The sequence below is a fragment of the Paenibacillus sp. LS1 genome, assembly GCF_026013365.1.
Lineage (GTDB): Bacteria > Bacillota > Bacilli > Paenibacillales > Paenibacillaceae > Paenibacillus.
In genome coordinates this window covers 68729-88043 of sequence record NZ_JAPDOE010000001.1, presented here as the reverse complement: position 1 = coordinate 88043, position 19315 = coordinate 68729, and the positions used below count along the sequence as shown (strand labels likewise).

The 19315-nt window shown below is 45.2% G+C and carries 21 protein-coding genes; 5 read left to right on the top strand and 16 right to left on the bottom strand.

Features of this window, described 5'->3' with window-relative positions:
* Positions 1 to 149 precede the first annotated feature (149 nt).
* Positions 150 to 1073 (top strand): AraC family transcriptional regulator, encoded by a 924-nt coding sequence (locus OM416_RS00425; RefSeq protein ID WP_264926078.1) that lies wholly within the window; start codon positions 150 to 152, stop codon positions 1071 to 1073.
* Positions 1074 to 1212: 139 nt separating this feature from the next.
* Here OM416_RS00425 and OM416_RS00420 read toward each other — a convergent pair whose 3' ends face one another.
* From OM416_RS00420 to OM416_RS00400, 5 genes are all read right to left on the bottom strand, one after another.
* Complete coding sequence (locus tag OM416_RS00420; RefSeq protein WP_264928745.1) at positions 1213 to 2235, bottom strand: NADH:flavin oxidoreductase/NADH oxidase; 1023 nt, start codon at positions 2233 to 2235, stop codon at positions 1213 to 1215.
* Between the two features lie 87 nt (positions 2236 to 2322).
* On the bottom strand, positions 2323 to 2688 hold the full coding sequence (locus OM416_RS00415; RefSeq protein WP_264926076.1) for a rhodanese-like domain-containing protein: 366 nt from the start codon (positions 2686 to 2688) through the stop codon (positions 2323 to 2325).
* A gap of 50 nt (positions 2689 to 2738) precedes the next feature.
* Positions 2739 to 3383 carry an SDR family oxidoreductase gene (locus tag OM416_RS00410; protein WP_264926074.1) on the bottom strand — a complete coding sequence of 215 codons (645 nt, stop codon included), beginning with the start codon at positions 3381 to 3383 and terminating at the stop codon, positions 2739 to 2741.
* Between the two features lie 137 nt (positions 3384 to 3520).
* Complete coding sequence (locus OM416_RS00405) at positions 3521 to 3946, bottom strand: MarR family winged helix-turn-helix transcriptional regulator (RefSeq protein WP_264926072.1); 426 nt, start codon at positions 3944 to 3946, stop codon at positions 3521 to 3523.
* Positions 3947 to 4131: 185 nt separating this feature from the next.
* Positions 4132 to 5160: an ABC transporter substrate-binding protein gene (locus OM416_RS00400; protein WP_264926070.1), complete on the bottom strand. Its 1029-nt coding sequence runs from the start codon at positions 5158 to 5160 to the stop codon at positions 4132 to 4134.
* A gap of 211 nt (positions 5161 to 5371) precedes the next feature.
* On the opposite strand from OM416_RS00400, the gene OM416_RS00395 reads away from it, so the two are divergent.
* Positions 5372 to 6184: an undecaprenyl-diphosphate phosphatase gene (locus tag OM416_RS00395; protein ID WP_062834346.1), complete on the top strand. Its 813-nt coding sequence runs from the start codon at positions 5372 to 5374 to the stop codon at positions 6182 to 6184.
* Positions 6185 to 6268: 84 nt separating this feature from the next.
* On the opposite strand, the gene OM416_RS00390 is transcribed toward OM416_RS00395, so the two are convergent.
* Together OM416_RS00390 and OM416_RS00385 are read right to left on the bottom strand one after the other, a co-directional pair.
* Positions 6269 to 7447, bottom strand: a complete 1179-nt coding sequence (locus OM416_RS00390) for an MFS transporter (protein WP_264926066.1) — start codon at positions 7445 to 7447, stop codon at positions 6269 to 6271.
* A 145-nt stretch (positions 7448 to 7592) separates the two neighbouring features.
* Positions 7593 to 8450 (bottom strand): arginase family protein, encoded by an 858-nt coding sequence (locus OM416_RS00385; RefSeq protein WP_264926064.1) that lies wholly within the window; start codon positions 8448 to 8450, stop codon positions 7593 to 7595.
* A gap of 105 nt (positions 8451 to 8555) precedes the next feature.
* Between OM416_RS00385 and OM416_RS00380 the strand changes: the two genes are divergently transcribed.
* A complete protein-coding gene (locus OM416_RS00380) occupies positions 8556 to 8921 on the top strand; it encodes a winged helix-turn-helix transcriptional regulator (RefSeq protein WP_264928743.1) in 366 nt (121 codons plus the stop codon).
* Between the two features lie 121 nt (positions 8922 to 9042).
* Here the strand turns inward: OM416_RS00380 and OM416_RS00375 are convergent, their stop codons facing one another.
* Entirely contained in the window at positions 9043 to 9513 is a 471-nt protein-coding gene (locus tag OM416_RS00375) for a GNAT family N-acetyltransferase (RefSeq protein WP_264926062.1), read from the bottom strand.
* Between the two features lie 205 nt (positions 9514 to 9718).
* On the opposite strand from OM416_RS00375, the gene OM416_RS00370 reads away from it, so the two are divergent.
* The gene (locus tag OM416_RS00370; RefSeq protein ID WP_264926060.1) at positions 9719 to 10384 is read left to right on the top strand and encodes an MBL fold metallo-hydrolase; all 666 of its coding nucleotides are present in this window, start codon (positions 9719 to 9721) and stop codon (positions 10382 to 10384) included.
* An 85-nt stretch (positions 10385 to 10469) separates the two neighbouring features.
* Here the strand turns inward: OM416_RS00370 and OM416_RS00365 are convergent, their stop codons facing one another.
* On the bottom strand, positions 10470 to 11093 hold the full coding sequence (locus OM416_RS00365) for a hypothetical protein (RefSeq protein WP_264926058.1): 624 nt from the start codon (positions 11091 to 11093) through the stop codon (positions 10470 to 10472).
* Between the two features lie 192 nt (positions 11094 to 11285).
* Between OM416_RS00365 and metE the strand changes: the two genes are divergently transcribed.
* Positions 11286 to 13580, top strand: a complete 2295-nt coding sequence (gene metE, locus OM416_RS00360) for a 5-methyltetrahydropteroyltriglutamate--homocysteine S-methyltransferase (RefSeq protein ID WP_264926056.1) — start codon at positions 11286 to 11288, stop codon at positions 13578 to 13580.
* A 162-nt stretch (positions 13581 to 13742) separates the two neighbouring features.
* On the opposite strand, the gene OM416_RS00355 is transcribed toward metE, so the two are convergent.
* From OM416_RS00355 to OM416_RS00325, 7 genes are all read right to left on the bottom strand, one after another.
* A complete protein-coding gene (locus OM416_RS00355) occupies positions 13743 to 14294 on the bottom strand; it encodes a TlpA family protein disulfide reductase (RefSeq protein ID WP_264926053.1) in 552 nt (183 codons plus the stop codon).
* Positions 14295 to 14296: 2 nt separating this feature from the next.
* Positions 14297 to 15010, bottom strand: coding sequence for an ABC transporter ATP-binding protein (locus OM416_RS00350; protein ID WP_264926052.1), 714 nt, complete (start codon positions 15008 to 15010; stop codon positions 14297 to 14299).
* Positions 15003 to 15824 carry an ABC transporter permease gene (locus OM416_RS00345; protein ID WP_264926050.1) on the bottom strand — a complete coding sequence of 274 codons (822 nt, stop codon included), beginning with the start codon at positions 15822 to 15824 and terminating at the stop codon, positions 15003 to 15005. The genes OM416_RS00350 and OM416_RS00345 overlap by 8 nt, the downstream gene beginning before the upstream one ends.
* Before the next feature lie 28 nt (positions 15825 to 15852).
* Positions 15853 to 16434, bottom strand: a complete 582-nt coding sequence (locus tag OM416_RS00340) for a nitrous oxide reductase accessory protein NosL (RefSeq protein ID WP_264926048.1) — start codon at positions 16432 to 16434, stop codon at positions 15853 to 15855.
* Entirely contained in the window at positions 16431 to 17819 is a 1389-nt protein-coding gene (locus OM416_RS00335) for a nitrous oxide reductase family maturation protein NosD (RefSeq protein WP_264926046.1), read from the bottom strand. Before OM416_RS00335 ends, OM416_RS00340 begins: the two co-directional genes overlap by 4 nt.
* A 318-nt stretch (positions 17820 to 18137) precedes the next feature.
* Positions 18138 to 18812, bottom strand: a complete 675-nt coding sequence (gene bshB2 / locus OM416_RS00330; protein ID WP_264926044.1) for a bacillithiol biosynthesis deacetylase BshB2 — start codon at positions 18810 to 18812, stop codon at positions 18138 to 18140.
* Between the two features lie 23 nt (positions 18813 to 18835).
* Positions 18836 to 19180, bottom strand: a complete 345-nt coding sequence (locus OM416_RS00325) for a YojF family protein (protein ID WP_076331086.1) — start codon at positions 19178 to 19180, stop codon at positions 18836 to 18838.
* Positions 19181 to 19315: the final 135 nt, after the last annotated feature.

The window sequence follows — 19315 nt, the reverse complement described above, 5'->3', positions numbered from 1 at the left end:
CCTGTGTACTTGTGAATATGCGCCAGCTATCACCATGTCTTATCCATTCACATCAAATGTTTGCCTATTCCTATCCGTTTTCTACCGCCTAGAGTCTAAATACGATAGAATGTAACTTATTATGTTGTATCGAAAAAGGAGAACTATGTATGTCTGATCGAATACATGAACATCAGGTCGAATTAGCCAGACGCATTGACCGTTATTCCAACAAGGATGGAGTGCACTCAACTGCGATCCCTTCATTATTTCTAATCCGTGAATCGATCGTTACTGAACCTATATTTAGAGTGAATGAACCTTCCTTCTGCATCATCCTTCAGGGTGAGAAAGAGGTCCTGCTGGGACAGGATCGTTTCCGATATGGTCCAGGAAGTTATATCGTGGCAACCGTTGACTTGCCGGTTAGTGGACAAGTGATTCAAGCCTCCTCTGAGGCTCCCTATTTGGCCCTGAAACTTGAATTCACATCCAGTGAGATTCTGGAGGTATTGAACCATTCCGATTTCCCAGCAAGGCCGCGGCAAACGACAAGAAGAGCGATGTTTGTCAGCCAAGCTGAGCCGTCTCTGCTGGATGCAGTCGTCAGGTTAGCCCGTTTGTTGGAAGATCAGTCAGAAGATATTCCACTACTCGCTCCTTTGTTCAAAAAGGAAATTCTCTATAAAGTTCTGAAGGGACCCCATGGGATTGCCCTGGAGCAAGCTACCATGGAGGGCAGCCACACCTATCGCATCAGAGACGTTATCGAATATATTATGAATCACTCTGATCAAAATTTTCGGGTTGAGGATCTGGCAGATTTGGCGAATATGAGTACTGCTTCGCTGCACAGACACTTTAAAGAAGTGACTGCCATGAGTCCAATTCAGTTTCAAAAACAACTGAGGCTGCAAGAAGCTCGGCGCTTGTTATTATCCAAGTCCACCGATGCAGCAGATGTAGCATTTCAGGTAGGTTACGAGAGCCCTTCCCAATTCAGTCGTGAATATTCTCGCATGTTCGGATATCCGCCCAGAGAAGATATTAAACGCTTGAGAGGCAGAGCGGATGAAACGACTACCATCTCTTGACTGGTTACTGGTTAATATCGTTCCTTTACCTCATCTAGTTTAACCACAAAAAGGACTCCTTCTGTTTTGTCAGAGGAGTCCTTTCTTAATCATGTATTAATGAAGATCGTTAAATCATTAACATAAAATTGTTAATACATTAAAAACCAGTCGTATATTGTTTTGGAACGTCCGTTGCCTTACGCAAAGCAGACGCAGCTTCCAAGGCCCAGTAAGGATTTCTTAACAGACCTCTGCCCACTGCAACGAGATCAGCTTCTTCATTTCCGATGACTGCGTTCGCCAACGTAGGATCATCGAGTCTTCCAACAGCAATCACGGGCACATCAAGAGTCTCTTTGATTGCTTTAGCGAGAGGCACTTGATATGCCGCATGAGTTCCTGGTCTGCCCCATGCAGCAATAGGGCCCTCACCGCCAGATGAGATGTCAAATACATCAACGCCTGCCTCTTGATATGCTTTGGCAAACTCGGAACTTTCGTTAATTCCATAGCCACCTTCTACATATTCTTTTGCGGAGATACGCATCAACAAGGGCATGTCTTTGGGCATCTCTGCCTTCGCAGCCTGAATGATCTGCCGGCCAAATAACGTTAAATCTTGACCATATTCGTCTTCGCGCTTGTTTGTTAGTGGAGAGTGGAATTGATGAATCAAATAACCATGTGCACCATGAATCTCAATCGCATCAAATCCCGCTTTTACAGCACGAGCTATAGCACTCCGGAATTTTTCAACCATTCCTTTAACCTCATCCGTTGTGAGCGCTCTAGGTTGCTTGGAATTCTCATCAAAGGCGATCGCGGACGGAGCTACTGGAACCTCAGCATCTTCTGCTTTGCGACCTGCATGAGCAATCTGGATAGCGACCTTGGCACCATAACTGTGACACGCATCGACGATCCGCTTCAGAGCCGGGATCTGTTCATCCGACCATAGTCCAAGATCAAAGTCTGAAATGCGGCCATCCGGCTCCACATCTGTCATTTCAATGATGATGAGACCTGTTCCTCCCACAGCACGACTAACGTAGTGCATATAATGCCAATCTGTTGCTATACCATCTTTTTGATCCACTGAATATTGGCACATTGGAGCCATTACAACCCGGTTTTTAAGCTCTAAACCTTTAAAAGAATATGGACTAAACAAATCTGTCAGCAAAATAAACTCCCCTTTTCATATAGCAAACTAATTATAATGCATGCGCAAGCATCAAAGTTTCGATAATTAATATTCCTGTATATTTCATGAAATCACATCAACCTTGTACTTCATCACATAAAGACATTTAAACCCACGCTTTCTCAATATACGTGCAGCCTTTTTGGATTGGAGTATACCAGGAGACATAATAATAACGTTATCTTCTCGTAGAAGGTATTTTTCCCATGTAAAAGCAAGACGTCCCAGTGAGATGTTAATGGTATCCGGAGTAGGATCAGCCAAATAATCTGTTGCATCTCGGATATCAATCACCTTATATTGCCGAAAATCACTCTGTTGTCTGAGAAATTCTTGATAATCTATATGTTTAAGATTAGCTAGCGGCCAAAATGGACGAACAGCGATGTAAAAAACTAATATGAAGGACAAAAGCATGAATCCCATCATTTATAGTCCTCTCTTAACTCTACTGATATTGTAAAATCTTTCATTCTGGATCAGAGTCTACTCAGTGCCTCAGGTATTGCAATCTCACCAGCGATTAGATCAAATGAACGATTATAGGTATTCTTCTCACTCAAACTTGCCATAATCACCTGAGCTACGTCTTCACGAGCAATGTTACCGGATGTGATATTCTCAGCAGCAGATATTTTCCCGGTTCCTGGTTCATTCTTCAAAATGCCTGGACGGATAATCGTGTAGGTTAATCCGCTGAGTTCCAACACTTTGTCAGCATAATGCTTCGCTGCATAGTACGGCAGGATGTTATCATGCCAGTTTGCACGGTTATTGGCCTGGATTGCACTGACCATGATAAATCGATCAATACCTGCTTTTTGAGCCGCTTCAATGGTTTTCCCGGCACCATCCAGATCAATCAGGAGTGTTTTGTCATGCCCTGTTGTACCGCCAGAGCCGGCTGCAAATACGATTGCATCACAACCCATTGCAGCATTTGCAATCGAATCAACCGTACCTTCCAAGTCGGCAAGCACCGTATCCACACCCTGTGCTGACAATTTGTCTGCCTGCTCTTGTTTTCGTACCATGGCAAGTACGGTGTGCTCTTCACTATTCTTCAGAAGCTGGATAAGCTGTTGACCAATTTGTCCATTTGATCCCACGACGAACACCTTCATATTCAATGCCTCCTTATAAATAAATCACCACATCTACAATAAAAGCATGCGCATGCATTTAATTTAACGGATATATGAATGAGTGTCAAGTCTTCCTATAGGGTAAATTAATACATTACCCTATATTCACCCTAGCCTTAGAACAATTCTTTCGTGAGGTTCTCTAATCGAGTCTCAAATCCATCCTGTTCCAATTTGGTTTGCAAGACCTGATTAAACGTTTGAAGTGCTTTCTTGTATTTACTCTCTCCAAGCTCCGTAATACGAGTGTAAATACCACGCCGATCATCTTCACATGCATGTCTTTCCAGAGCGCCACAATCTTTGGCTTCCATCCTTACGACAAGCCTGGATGTAGCACTTTGGCTCAACCCCACCAGTTCTTGTAGTTGCTGTAGGCGTAATTCCTTACCCTCGGCATTAAATATAAAGTTTAAAACATAAAATTCCTTCAAAGATAAGTTATATTCTTGAAGAAGGGCTTGTTCCAACTTCTCGTTCAGATTGGTATGAATGTTAGACAAAGACAACCATACATTCAAACGTTCACTTTTTTGTTGCAAGCTAGATCACCCCACTTGATTTTAAATATTCGTCTACCGTTATCTTATTGTATCAAGCTTAATTAAATTGGTCAAAATCCATCCTTGATCGACCTATATAAAATAACTCACTCATAAAAAAGAGCATTCCCCGTCTTGTAACGACGCTTGGAAATGCTCCGTACTACCATCTATGCAGTCTTATATTACTTCGCCGAAAGCAGGCTGTCAGAAATAAACTGCAGCTGACCTTCCAATGTTAACGGATCGTTGTACGAATCCGAAGTGGGGTCAAGCTGGAACACATGATTGGCCTTCACCGCAGGCAAGTTCTTCCATAGTGCATTATCATACACGATCTTGGGATCGGTTGTATCTCCCGACCACGGGCTGGTGAAGATGATATCACCCGAATACTCCGGTAATAGTTCCATGGAGATCGAAGCCCATCCAGTTCCGCTGTCAATTGCTTCAGCTTGGGCCTTGGCTGGTGCTTTGAGACCAAACTCCCCATAAATAATTTCACCGCCTCGACCATAGTTATGACCGAATACAAATAATCCTTTGGCGTACGGATTCAAGATGGAAACCGTGCGATCGCCTACAGCTTCCTGAACCTTAGGCTTCAGTTCGTTGATCTTCGCTTCCCATTGCGCATTCCAAGCTTCAGCTGCGTCTTCTCTATTGGTGAGCTTACCCATTTCGAGCATCAGATCTTTGAAATCGCGCTTACCAAATGTAATCTGTACGACAGGTGCAATCTGCTCCAGCTTATCGATGCCCTCTGTGCCAGTGTACACGATAAAGAGGTCAGGCTTTAAGCTGATCAGCTTTTCCGGGGTAGGCTCTTCACCCAGATCGCTGGTGCCCGCTGCTTCAAGTTGTTCCTTGATATACTTGTTGTTCATCGCACCTGATAAAGCGCCAACGACCGGTGCATCCAGAGCAACAAAGTACCCCGTCGAGAATGATGTCAAATCAACGATACGCTTAGGATTCTTAGGTACCTGTACTTCGCCTGCATCCGATTGATATGTAACGAGTTCCTCTTTGCCAGTTGCCGCTTGATCAGGGGAAGAAGATGAATCCGAATCAGTATTTGTTTCTGTCTCTCCAGCTGTATTCGTGCTGTCCCCGGTTGCACTATTCGTCGTGGCAGCCTGACCACATGCACTAAGTACAAGCAGGAATATGAGCGCCATCATGATCCATATTGCTTTTCTCTGTTTATGCAAAATAAACCCACCTCTTCGTTGATATTGATAATCGTTATCAACGATATCATGCTATGCAGGATTTGACAAGCTATGTTTATTTCACCCCCTCTAAGAACTCTAACTTGCAAGTCACCAAGTTAAACAGCTATCATCAATAGAGTAGACAAGTCACTTTTATTAAAAAGAGAGATCATTGGAAAGCCAATGAAACGTATTCAAGGAGGACAACATGGAAGAGATTATATTGTGGTTAAAGTATTTGTTTTTAGGTATTGTTCAAGGGGCAACGGAGCCAATTCCCGTCTCCTCAAGTGGTCATCTGATCATCGCTCAGAAACTCATGGGCATCAAGCAGAATGGATTGTCATTTGAAATTCTAACAAACACGGCATCGCTTATCGCTATTATTTTTATTTTCCGGGAAGATATCAAAAAGTTGATTATTGGTGCTCTTGGTTACCTGCGTACTCGTAAAGAAGAATATCGAGCAGACTTCATGTTTTGCTTATACATAATTATTGGTACGATCCCTGCGGCAGTCGTTGCGGTCCTGTTCAAGGATCGGATTGAAGAAATCTTCTCGTCCGTATATACCGTTTCCATCGCGCTATTGATCACCGGGGTTGCCTTATGGTTGATTCGTAATCTTCGTGGTCGTAAGCAAGATGGCGATCTGTCTACGAAAGATGCATTGTTGGTAGGTCTGGCTCAGGCGGTCGCTCTTATTCCAGGAATTAGCCGTTCAGGAGCAACTGTAATTGCGTCCATCGCTGTCGGCATGAAACAGGAAACAGCTTTGAAGTTCTCCTTTATGCTGTACATTCCCATAAGTATTGGTGGACTCATCATGGGGGTATCCGACATCGCCAATGATCCGAATCGATCACAGCTGGCGATCCCTTATCTGATTGCATTCATCACGACGCTCTTCGTCACCTATTTCTCCATGAGATGGTTTATGGGCATTATGGCCAAAGGCAACCTGAAATACTTTTCGTATTACTGTTTTGTAGCAGGTACATTGTTACTGATCTTCTTATAAAAAGTCCACACACCAAAAGGAACAACCAGCGATGGTTGTTCCTTTGTTGTATAGTGGCAGAGCCTAAATGACCCATAGCAAGAGCTAGATGGTCAGACGCGTAGCCTTATTGCTTCTGTTAACCAGCTCTGTAGCCGCGAACATGACACTGAACAGAATCAGCAGGATCAGGGGTACCATGGACATTCCCCATTGGCTGGCTAGGAGCCCCATACCTAACGGGATCAGTGTTGAGCCTGTATAGGCACTAGCCATTTCAAGTCCAATTACACTTGGGGAAGCTTTCTCTCCGAAGCGTTCCGGTGTCGCATGAACGATGCTTGGATAGATCGGTGCTCCGCCCAATCCCACGATAAATAAAGCCCCGGCGGCAATCCAATAAGGAATCGGCATAACCAGGAGAACCAATCCGAAGCATCCAACGATTCCACCATATCTGATGAGATTTTTGCTGGATACATGAGTCGATAGAAAACCTGAGATTACGCGTCCCAAGATAATGCCAATGAAAAATAGGGAGGATAGTGCTGCGGCAGTACCTGGAGAAACGCCTTTGCTTCCGATGAAGAATGAAGCCATCCACAGACCGGCTGCAGTTTCGGAGCCATTGTAACAAAGCATGGCCAGCATCGACATTTTCACGCCTGGGATACGTATAGCCTCATGGTTGCTTACCCGTTTCTTCTCATCGCCTGACTCCTCTACTCTTCCCTTCTCGAAGATCTTCCACAGAGACAACGTTGACAATAAGATCACCGCAATCCCAAGCAAAATCAACCCCACAGTAACATATCCCGCACGCCAGTTGTTTGCTTGATTCAGCCAATATGCCATAAAAAGTGGGCCTGTAACTGCGCCAATTCCCCAGAAACAATGCAACCAGTTCATATGCTTGGCCTTGAAATGCAATGCTACATAATTACTTAGTGCCGCATCCACCGAACCTGCACCCAGACCGAGAGGGATCGCCAGAATCAGCAAGAATACAAAATTCTCAGAGATCGAGAACCCCAACAGCGCGATCGTTGTTGAGAGGATGCTGAATAATGTGACTTTACCTGTTCCGAATCGGTGTAACAATCGGCTGGCTAGGAGACTGGACACGACTGTACTAAAAGAAATCATTAACGATATGTAACCTGCCATTTCCGTTGTCGCATGTATATCGTTTTTCATAACGGACCAGGCACTGCCAAGTAAAGCATCTGGCAATCCCAGCCCTATAAATGCGAGATAGATAATAATTAACAATAACGTGACCATCTGGGTGTACTCTCCTCAGTTTGTTTAATTTCTGATTCTCGTCGAACCACCCATACAATAATATTGATATTTCTATCTGTAATCTTCCTATATTTTGACTCCTTATATCAGTATTCTGATATATTCTGGCGACTTATAACCTACATCACTGGTTCAGGATAGGTATTTCTCCAAGCAAATTTTTCAAGTTAATGGCATCCCACGGCAGATGTTCAGTTATCCCTAATCCAACTACATCTGTTTCTTCAGACAGTTCTTTGATCAGATGAAGCAAGTGAGGTAATTGCATGGTTCCCGCTGGTGAAAACACATAAGGTTCCCCTGGTTTGGCGAATAACAATGAACGGAACATGTTGGGATCAAGCACATCCAGATCAAGATGAATTGCCAGATGTTTGATACCGTTTTCTGTAATCCACTTCTTAATCGAATCCATGCCATGAGTTAATTCTTCAGTTCCAGCCGTTCGGATACCCAATCTTTGAATCACTTCGGTTTCCTGTTCCGTGGGGGTTGTCAACCCGGCCATGAAGACATGTTCAGGCTTCAAATGGACTTTCACATGTTTGGCAAACTCCGGATCTCCTTCTCCAAGAAGATTACCGAGCGGCAATGTATGACCATTGTCATAACCCGCGTATTTAACCAAGTCACCGTGTGCATCAATCCATATCAAACCAAGTTCTCCGCCATACCGTTCATTTAAATAAGCAAACGGGGCTTGTTCAACCAAACAGTCACCGCCAAACATGACAATGCGATCAGGTTGGTGAGCTTGAATGATATGCTGAGCAGCATGCAATTGCTGAAGTAGCTGTGCTCTGCCTTTTATCCCGTTCTCGCTTACCAGAGATGTTCCATCATAAGCCTCAACAGGAACATGAATAAGAGGTTGATCATTATCAGGTGCAAGCCATGCAAGCAGCTCCGCTCCAAAAGAGTAGTTAGGATTATCTCCACCTTGCCATTGTGGCATAAGCAGACGTATTGTATTTTGAGTCATCGTAAATCCCCTTTACTTCAAAGTAAGGTTAGTATAAACTGAGCCCAAACAAATAAATAGTACGGTCTTTTAGGATAGGTACTACCCGGAAGGATAGTGTGAATGATGAGTATGGCTGAATACCACGGTAAAGTTAAAAACATTCAAGATACCCCTTTTGGATACACGTTGTCCGTTATTGGTGGCAAATGGAAAATGGTGATTATGTATCTTCTGGCTGATAACCAGCCTGTCCGCTTCAATGAACTGAAAAGACAAATCGGCGCCATCACGTATAAAACGCTAAGTTCACAGCTCAAAGAATTGGAAGCAGATGGTATGGTGGAACGGAAAGAGTACCCTCAAGTCCCTCCTAAAGTGGAGTACCGACTGACCGCGAAAGCTGAGACGCTTTTGCCCGTTTTGGAAGGACTATGTGAGTGGGGGGTCCAACATCAAGACCCTTCGATCCTTCATTCCGCAAAGAATTAAAATCTTGGGTCTATTCCTTTAGAGAGATTAGAAAGTGCAAACGCAAAAAAAGTCGCCCATAGGCGACTTTTCTTGTCCTCTTTCCATTCAGTGAAATGGAAGCTGTGACTCGTTTGCAGAATTATACTTTTTCATGCACCAGATCTTTCTGGTAGGCCAACACTCTGTCCCAATTTCCACTAAAAATAGGGATTCGATAATACCCTACGCGCTCATACAGCGCTGCTGCTTCCGGCTGAAGGGGACCTGTTTGCAGTTTGAGATTGGTATAACCAAGTTCGCTTGCAAGACGATCCGCCTCGGCCAAAATAGCCTGCGCAATCCCCTTACGACGGTAACCACTGCGAGTATACATGCGTTTAACCTCAACAGATGTTTCATCAAGGGGTCTAAGTGCTCCGCAACCAACCGGATACCCATCGATTCTGGCAACGATAAAGGCCGCCCGTGGCACTTCAACGTCTGACAGTTGAAATCCCGCTGTTCCATCACCGCCATATAACAAACCGAGTTCTTCACTCAGTTCCTTAATCAATTGCAGTGAATCCTCGCTTCGAATATCCTCAGCTGCTGCACGCACGATATGTGTCATCCCACATACCCCCTTTATCTTATTGGACTTATTGGTTTTATTGATATATATAAATTATCATTCCCAACAGCAAGCGTCAATTCCCTCATTCATTGAATATTTCTATAAGTACCCGAGCGTATCTTATCGCCGTCACTATTCGTTTACATAAGAAATGCAATGAGAAACGATAGATATGAAGTTCAACTCTTGGAGGTCTGATACGATGGAAATTTCAAAAGAAATAGAAATGCTTCAGCTTGATTTTGAGGGGAATTTGATTCACCCTGTTCTGATATGGGATGAAGAAATGGCTGTGTTAATCGATGCCGGTTTCCCAGGACAATATGACGATTTATGTACTGAACTCGAAAAGGTAGGCGTGCCGATTGGCCAACTTAATGCAGTGATTTTGACACATCAGGATATGGACCATATCGGCTGTCTTCCAGAGATTTTGCAGGAGTGTGGTGATCATGTCAGGGTATATGCACATGAACTGGATAAGCCGTATATTGAGGGGCAGCTCCCTCTTCTCAAAGACGCTCACCTTGAGTACCCTCCAAAGGGCAAAGTTGATGAAACGGTAATCGATGGTCAGGAACTGCCGTTTTGCGGCGGCATTCGCGTTATTCATACACCTGGTCATACGCCAGGTCATATCAGCCTTTATTTGATGGGTAGCAAGACGCTCATCGCTGGAGATTCAATGTACAGTGTCGACGGCATACTCGGGGGCGTTCATGGCCCTACTACACTGGATATCGAGACGGCTCGTTGCTCCTTGAAAAAGTATATGGAACTCGACATTTCATCTGTGATTTGTTACCACGGTGGACGAAGTCATGTGAATGTGAATGAACAGATCTCAGGGCTAGTTAAAATGAACTAACGAATATTTACACTGGACACTCCGATGACAGAACAACCTTCCGGTCGCTGTTAGTCACTACAATTCTTTATCATTATGCATCGTTCTATTGTTTTGCAAACTGTAAAATGGCTGTAGCCGCACGAATTCGCAGCTCTTCTTCTTCACTGTGTAACGCTTCTCTTAGCACATGGAGAGCTGTTTGAATCGTGGCTTCATCTACCCTCGTTGAGGGTGGGTTGGTTGCTTCAGCCGCTACGCTGACTGCAAGTCCGCGATCCAGCTGTGCTTGTGATATGGGATACTCAAACTTCGCAAGGATGGATGAGTCATTTTGCAGTGCCTGCACTTTGTCGTTCAGCTCAGCGAGAGGAATGCGCCCCAGCCATGTAACTCCGCGTCGGTGACAGATCAAGTCCTCTTCAGAACCAGCGGAATCGTCGTAGTAATAATCCCCGATATCCCCGACATACGTCCATTCATCATCGCTAATTAAGACATAATCTCCATCCTGCATGAGGTTAACAAACGTATGTAGTGTCGCAAGTGTACCTGCCAATTCCGACTCATCCAAGCGATCGTTCTGAACCAGTTGTTCCTTCCATCGCTCAGGGGGCGTGTGCTCCAGATCTCCTGTACCTGACCAAGCGATTCCAATGTAATTGTCTTCCAAAAATGATGCTACTCTGTTGATTCCGTGCACGTTGGACTGAATATGATAGAGATTCATGCGTACCGCCTTCCTTTCAATCATTCGTATGAACGTAGTTCACCATTGTAACATTAGTGGGGTCTATTTCAAACGTAATGATCTCTTTGATATAGCCCTAGGCTATAACTAGGTATAATTTAATGGAATTACATTATAACTCCCGATCTGTGATAAATTTTGTGTAACATAAAAGCAGAGGGGTTTTAAGCGATGACGAAAAGTAGTGTATTGGGATATCCGCGTATTGGTGCTGATCGGGAATGGAAGAAAGCGTTGGAAGCGTTCTGGGCAGGTAAGCTGGAGGAAACAGAATTTCACACACGTTTGCAAGAGATTCGCATCGATCATTTGCGCAAGCAGCAAGCGAAAGGTATCGACATCATTCCAGTGAATGATTTCAGCTATTATGATCATATCCTGGATACGGCCGTAATGTTCGGCATTATTCCTAAACGATTTGCATATGATGGTGGTTCTGTTCCGTTGTCCGTATATTATGGTATTGCCCGGGGAACGAAAGATGCCGCAGCAAGCGAAATGACAAAATGGTTCAACACGAACTATCACTATATTGTACCTGAACTGGACGGGGCTTCCCCAACTCTGACGGAGAACAAACCGCTTCTCGCTTATCGTGAAGCAAAAGAAAAACTCGGCATTGAAGGAAAACCGGTTATTGTTGGACCGTTAACCTTCCTGAAGCTCTCCAAAGGCTATGATAAAACCGAGACAGACGCTTGGTTGGACCGCTTGCTCCCACTCTATACTCAATTGCTTCAAGAACTTTCGAACGAAGGCGTTCAGTGGGTGCAGATCGACGAGCCTATTCTGGTAACCAAATTAAGCGATGAAGACGTACAGCGTCTGAATAAAATATATGAAACATTTGCAACAGCCGTTCCAGGTCTGAATATCATGCTGCAAACGTACTTTGAATCTGTTGAAAACTACAGTGACATCGTGGCATTGCCAGTTCAAGGTCTAGGACTTGATTTTGTACACGGTCTCTCTGGTAACACACAGTCCATTCGGACATCCGGTTTCCCGGCAGACAAAGTGCTCGGTGCAGGTATTATTGATGGACGTGGGATCTGGAAAGCTTCCCTTCAAGGAAAACTGAAGTTGCTGAATGAACTGGCTGAATTCGTGACGCCTGAACGTATCATCGTGCAATCGTCATGCAGCCTGCTGCATGTGCCAGTTACGACAGACCGTGAGGCAAAACTTACATCCGAACTGAAGAATGCACTTGCATTTGCAGATGAAAAGCTGGATGAGATTGTTCTTTTGACTACAGCCTTATCTTCACCAAGTGCAGAAATCACCGCTAAAATTAACGAAGCAGAGCTTACCCTTCAAGCGCTTCAGCAATCCGAAGATCGGAACCGTACCGCTGTACAGAAAGCCGTTGCTTCCATCAGTGTTCAACAGCCAGAGCGCTCCCGTCCTTTTGCAGAGCGTCATGAAGCCCAACAGGCCAAATGGCAATTGCCACTCTTCCCGACAACAACGATTGGTAGTTTCCCACAATCTGCTGAAGTCAGAAAAGCACGTCAGTTGTGGCGTAAAGGCGAATTGAACAACGAGCAGTATGCTGCTTTCATCCGGGAGCAGATTGATATCTGGATTAAGATTCAGGAAGAGATCGGAATTGACGTGTTGGTACATGGTGAGTTTGAACGTACCGACATGGTTGAATTCTTTGGCGAGAAACTGGCCGGCTTTGCCTTTACACAGTTTGGATGGGTACAATCGTACGGTTCACGTTGCGTGAAGCCACCTATTATCTTCGGCGATGTTGCGTTTACTGGTGAAATGACGGTGGAAGAAACGAAATATGCCCAATCGCAGACTGAGCGTCCTGTCAAAGGCATGCTGACTGGCCCAATTACCATCATGAACTGGTCATTCGTACGCGAAGACATTGCTCGTGAGCAGATTGCCTATCAATTGGCGTATGCGTTGAGACAGGAAGTCGAGGCACTTGAACAGGCAGGCATTGGCATGATCCAGGTTGACGAGCCAGCTGTTCGTGAAGGGCTTCCGCTGAAAGAAAATGAACAAGCCGATTACCTGGCTTGGGCTGTCAAAGCGTTCCGTATCTCTACATGCACAGTGCATGAAACGACTCAAATCCATACGCATATGTGCTATTGCGAATTCCATGACATGATTGATTCCATTGAAGCTATGGATGCGGATGTTATCTCCATTGAGACATCCCGTAGTCACGGTGAACTGATTCATAGTTTTGAAGAAAATACGTATGAGCTCGGTATCGGTCTTGGCGTATATGATATCCATAGCCCAAGGGTTCCGAGTGTGGATGAAATGAGCAGCATGATTGAACGTGCCCTACGCGTTCTTGATCCGAAGCTGTTCTGGATTAACCCGGACTGCGGATTGAAAACCCGTGGACAGGAAGAAACGGTCGCTTCCCTGCGCAACATGGTTGATGCAACCAGAATCGCTCGTACCAATCACGCTTCAGCTGCTGTATTGTAATCGGCTGCGAAGCAGCATAGCTTCAAAAGTAAAGCCGGACACCCCTTCGTTAAATGGGGTGTCCGGCTTTTTATGTGGTTACTTTTAACGTACATTCATTTCACTTGTAACATTGGCGATCTCAGGCGTTCCTGCCCTTTTCTCACCATCCAACGCTTACGACTAGATACTCTCTTCCAGCCATTGCTGCAACGGTGTATCTTCGGTCAGTTCACCGAGCAATATATGACGGAACTCCCCGTCCTTATCAATAACCATCGTTGCCGGCAAACCTGTAATTCGATACATGCCTGATATGTTGCCCGTCACATCAATGATCACAGGAAAATCAAACGCCTGCTTATCCATAAACTCACGAATCGTGCCCTTCGATTCTCCCACGTTGACAAACAGGGTTTCCACGTCGTTCTGATAATCCTGAGCAATCTGGTGAACGAGCGGCATCTCCCTTACACAGGGTGTGCACCATGAAGCCCAAAAGTTAATCATGACGGCTTTACCTCGATAATCGGACAGTCTGACTTGTTCGCCTGCTGAATTAATCGCTGTGAACTCAGGAGCTACTGCACCTGCTTGAATAGCGTTGCCTCGCTGAGACTCGGGTGTCGACATATTTTCAAAAACGGCCCATACACCTGTGAGCAAAGCGATCACACCAATCAAAATTGTAAGTATACGCCTGTTATTAAACCTCTTCTTCTGCAATAAACTCACCTTCACTTTAAGCCAAGACTTTGATGAAATGCTGCATGGAGCGAACCGAATTGATCACGGAAATCGTGAGTAGAGCCCTCTCCAACATTGCGTCCATGGTTCATGAATATCACCTGATCCGCAATATCGTCTGCAATCTCCAACTGATGGGTCGAGAACACGACCATGTGGCCATCCTGCTTGATTCCCTTGAGCAGCTGAGCTAGTTCCTGCATCCAGAATGGGTCCAATCCATTCGTCGGCTCATCCATGATGAGCAGTGGAGGTTTCGACAGCACAGCCTGGGCGAATAACACACGTTGGCGCATGCCTTTGGAGAAGGTCGTAACCCGTTTGTTCTTTTGATCCGCCAAACCTACCATGGTCAGTACTTCCTGTACTCTCTCCTTGGGAACTTTCCTCAGAGAAGCCCAGAATAGAAGTACTTCCTCTGCATTCAGTCCCTGATTAAATTGATAATCATCCGGCATATATCCAATCTGCTGCGAATAACGCTTGCGCTCCTTTAACCAACGAACATTATTCACGACAACTTCACCCGTGGTCGGCCGAAGAATTCCAGCGATCATACGCAGCACCGTGCTCTTTCCTGCACCATTCCCTCCACAGAGGGCAAGCACTTGGCCAGAATTCATGTGAAAGGAAATATCCTCAACGATGGTCTGCTTTTTAATAGATTTGCACAATCCCATCACTTCGAGTCCCACTTTATCCATGAGAACGCCCCCTCTCCCAGATCGCGTATACCGCCAGGACAGAGCAGGCAATCCAGAACAGGCATATCCCGATGAAAATCCAACTGCCACTTGGTTGCTGCACCCATTCCACCCATTGATAATATTCCGGTCCCAGAATGGAGCCGCCTCCCAGTTTGATCACGACAAACAATCGCACCAGCTCAGCCGGATTGATGAGCGTTAGTATAATCAACAGCGGTTTGACCCACAGATAAGGCATCAATCCCAGCACAGAGAGCAATAACGTCGGCCATCCAATGACAGCGAAGAACCATACGGTCACGGATATGGTTAACGCCTGCCACCGATTGCGTGACAACGAACCGATAAATAGAGCCAGCGTCAGGAATAACAACACCAGTCCACAAGAAAATGCCAGAAAGAGAAGATATGTCATGACATCCAGTGGATTCCCAATTAACCCGCTAATCACCCCCATCAGGCCGTATCCAAACGCAACAATGGTGATCAAAACAATCGACAGCCCAAGATACTTCCCTACAATAAAGGACATCGTGCCGATGGGATACGTGGACAGCAGTTGCCAGCTACCGTCTTCTTTTTCGGATGTTAATGAGAAGGAACCGAGGAACAACGTCATTAATGGCAAAAGGTAGAGAATAAGATTCAACATCGAACCTGTTGTGCCCGAATATCCTTGAACCAGATTCTGCGAATTCAGGAGTAACAAGCTTAAGCTAAATGTGCAAAAAAGGATTAGAAACGAATAGGCCCATGGATTGCGAAATCCCATCTTCACTTCTCGTCTTGCAATCTGTATCATATCTGCCATCATTGATCACCATTTTCTATTGTCATACCTATTGACCCGACTCTTCTTCCATCTCACCTTCCTGGTGTGTTCCTTCACTTGCCCCTTCTTCACCATGTCCGTGTGCATCATGCCCGTGTTCACCCATCATGTCCATATTCTCTGTATTCTGTTTCCAGTCATGAGAAGCAAGATCCTCAGCGGTCATAATGGTCCCTACACCTTGCTCTGCAATGAAAGCTTCGGCCGAAGGCTTGTCCTTAAAGTTAAGAATTCCATAGGCCATAGGCGTGCGCAATGAAGCATCGTATACATACGTGGCTTTGCTGTATTCAATCCATTCCTTGTCATTATAATCACGAACATAGTCCATGCCGATATTGTCCGTGCCATTTTCTGTTTTCCACTGGTTCATGCACCCGATGTCATCGAACTTGTAATTTTGGCCGTCTTTCGTAGTGAGCTGCGTTGCATACGCATCGTCCTTCACCTGCATTTTACAGATCGCACAGATATCCACGTCTTCATTGATCGGCAATGCCGCGTATTTTGTTCCGCAAGCGGTTAACAATACCATGCCAAACATAAGTACCATGACCAATGTCCATCTTCTGTTCAAGCTTTTGTTCATTTTCGTAATACCCCCATATAGATGATTATAAAAGTTGCTATGCCCAGCAGAATTAAACCAAGCATCCACACCACATTGGATCCTGCTGCCCTTTCCACTGACATGTTCAAATCAGATCCCGTATCCATGCTCATTCGTGGCGCCTTGTCGGTAGTCCATTGTTCTCTGCCCTCTGTAAATAAGTCACTCAGAAAGACCATACCCGGCGATTGAAAAAAGAGCTGATACGCTGAATTTCGACTGACCAGTTGCTCATAAAAAGGATTGATGGCATAGGAAATTTCACTGATCCCATCCCGATTCAGATCGAGCCCCTGAAAGGAATCCCAGTAGTTCTCCATCAAGACATTATTCGGGCTATCCAGCGCGGAAGCTTCAATGACATTGGACACCATTCGGTTACGTGTAAACTCATTAGCTTCTGCCAGAACGAGCTGGATGCCAACGAAATTCCGAAGCACCGCATTGCCACGGATCTCATTGCCCGAGGATTCTGCAATATTCATGCCGACACGATTACCCTCCACCACATTGTTGTGAATTGAGGATTGATGCACGTCATACAATAAAATCCCTTGGGAATGAACATTAGTACTCTGTTTGCGAAAAGAATTGCCCGATATGACCGTATTCTTGACGCCCATGATCATGGCACCTGTCATGTTCTCCTCTCCGGTATTGTCCATGACAGAAGAGCCGTCAAAGTACATACAGTGGATGCCGTACCTTGTATGTAACAGCCTGTTATTTTGCACGATAGACTTGCGACTGTTCTCCAGATAGATTCCATCCCTCATGCCGGTGATCTCATTGCCTTCAATATAGCTATCATGGGAGTTATACAGATCAATACCATTGCCCTTCTGGCTGCTGGTTGCAGAATCAGACCCGACCCAAGTAATGTTGTTCCGCTGAATCGTCGCCTGACTCGAATTCCGGATGATCATCCCATAACCCTGAGTCTGAATATGCAGATCCGTGATTTCACTATTTTTCCCTTCAATCTGAATCGCTGCGGTCTGTTCATTCGCATCATGCTCAACTGTAAACCCGCTCAACTTGACCCCATCCGACCGAATGGTTATCGTAGAGGTGGCTTCCTCATTCACGACTATGACCGTAGGATCACCCTGAATGGTGATGTTCCTATCCATCGTTACAGGGCCTGAATATCGACCTGATGCAAGTACAATCACTTCTCCTGGCGCAGAACGGTCAATCATAGGCTGAAGCGGAATCAGATCACGCTCTCCGGAGACGGCCGTGGCCGTACCATACGGGAAAGACAATAAGACAATCATCATTCCGATTAGAAAAACTAGTCCCCGAACCCGACTCTTCCTACGACTCTCGAATGTACCTAACTTCACCCAAGGATTAGGCATATAACTTCCTACGCAATTCTAGCTCCTTGTTGCAGATACTCATTGCTGTGGCATTGTGTTCAACAGGTCTTACGTTTACCCCAAATATACGTTGGTTGTACACACCATCCCTCCTTTCCACTCATAATCAACCCTCCACATTCCTCATCCATCGAAGCAACGCAATAAATGAAGCGTTATCACAATCCTGATCATAGTGTACTTAAAACGATTTTTTTTCCATATAGCTCAATCAGGCTATAGACCCTACATTTTTGTGTCGATATTGTGATGTCAAACAAAAAAAGCCGCCATATAGGCGACTTCTACGTAATTATATCATTCAAATGGGTAGGTCCAAAATGTTTCTTTACCGAAACGACGCTTGATTTCTTCATCATTCAGCTCAGTATTTCCGACAAGCTCCGCTGCCTGGAATTGTGAACGATGGGCACGAATGGACGCCATCTTTCTGTCCAAAAATTCGGTTACGTCAACGAATACATCCGGCTTGCCAATGTACTGTTCCTGATTATTAGCGAATGCCACACAGTGAACCACTGGACGCTCAGCTACTGGAACTTTAGCAATTGTACGTATAACAGAAGCTCCCGTTGCATCATGATCGGGATGAACACTGTACCCTGGATAGAACGTAATGACCAGCGTGGGGTTTAACTCTTTCAGTAGTGACATGATGGTGTCTTCCAGTAACTGTGGGTCTTCGAACTCCAGCATTTTATCGTGGAAGCCCAGCATCCTGAGGTCCTGAATACCAATCGCTTCAGAAGCTTCGATGAGTTCCTGTTTACGGATGCCAGGCAACGTCACTCGGTTGGCAAATGGAGGAATCCCCATGTTGCGCCCCATCTCGCCAAGTGTTAGACAAGCATAGGTTACATGGGCACCGCCATCTATGTATTTGGCTAACGTTCCCGATACAGAGAAAGCTTCATCATCTGGATGTGGATATACCACCAAGATGCGCTCATGCTCGTTGTGTGTAGTATTCATGGTTATTCAATCCTCCGCTTTCATCAGAACATCTCTCGGCTTAATTGTAACGCCACAACTAGTTTACCTTGGCTGTCGTGACCGGCGAGAATCAGTCTTTCTTGTTCCTGCTCATCAATATGTGTAAGTCCTTCGGCGTAAAGCCATCCCTGCGTCGTTTTCAGACCAACACGGTATGGACCTGTACCTGAAATGGACCCCTGCGTATATCGTATGGCCGCATTAGTAATGAATGCCGATGCTGGATGTTTTGTACTGTCCATGTGTTGTGCGTAAGCACCTGACGTAAGTTCTAGATGTACGTATAAGTCCTGATCAGCAAGTTGATTGATCCGGAGTTGAATGTCTTGAGGTTTGATCGGTTGCATAGCGGCCTCCTTGTCTAATGTAATTGTACGAATTTCATTTTAACATAACCACGAGAGAATATACATGGAGCGACCCTATCACACTCTCATAGAGCCTTTTCATAGAATTGCCCAATTCCAAGAATCGCTGCCTGA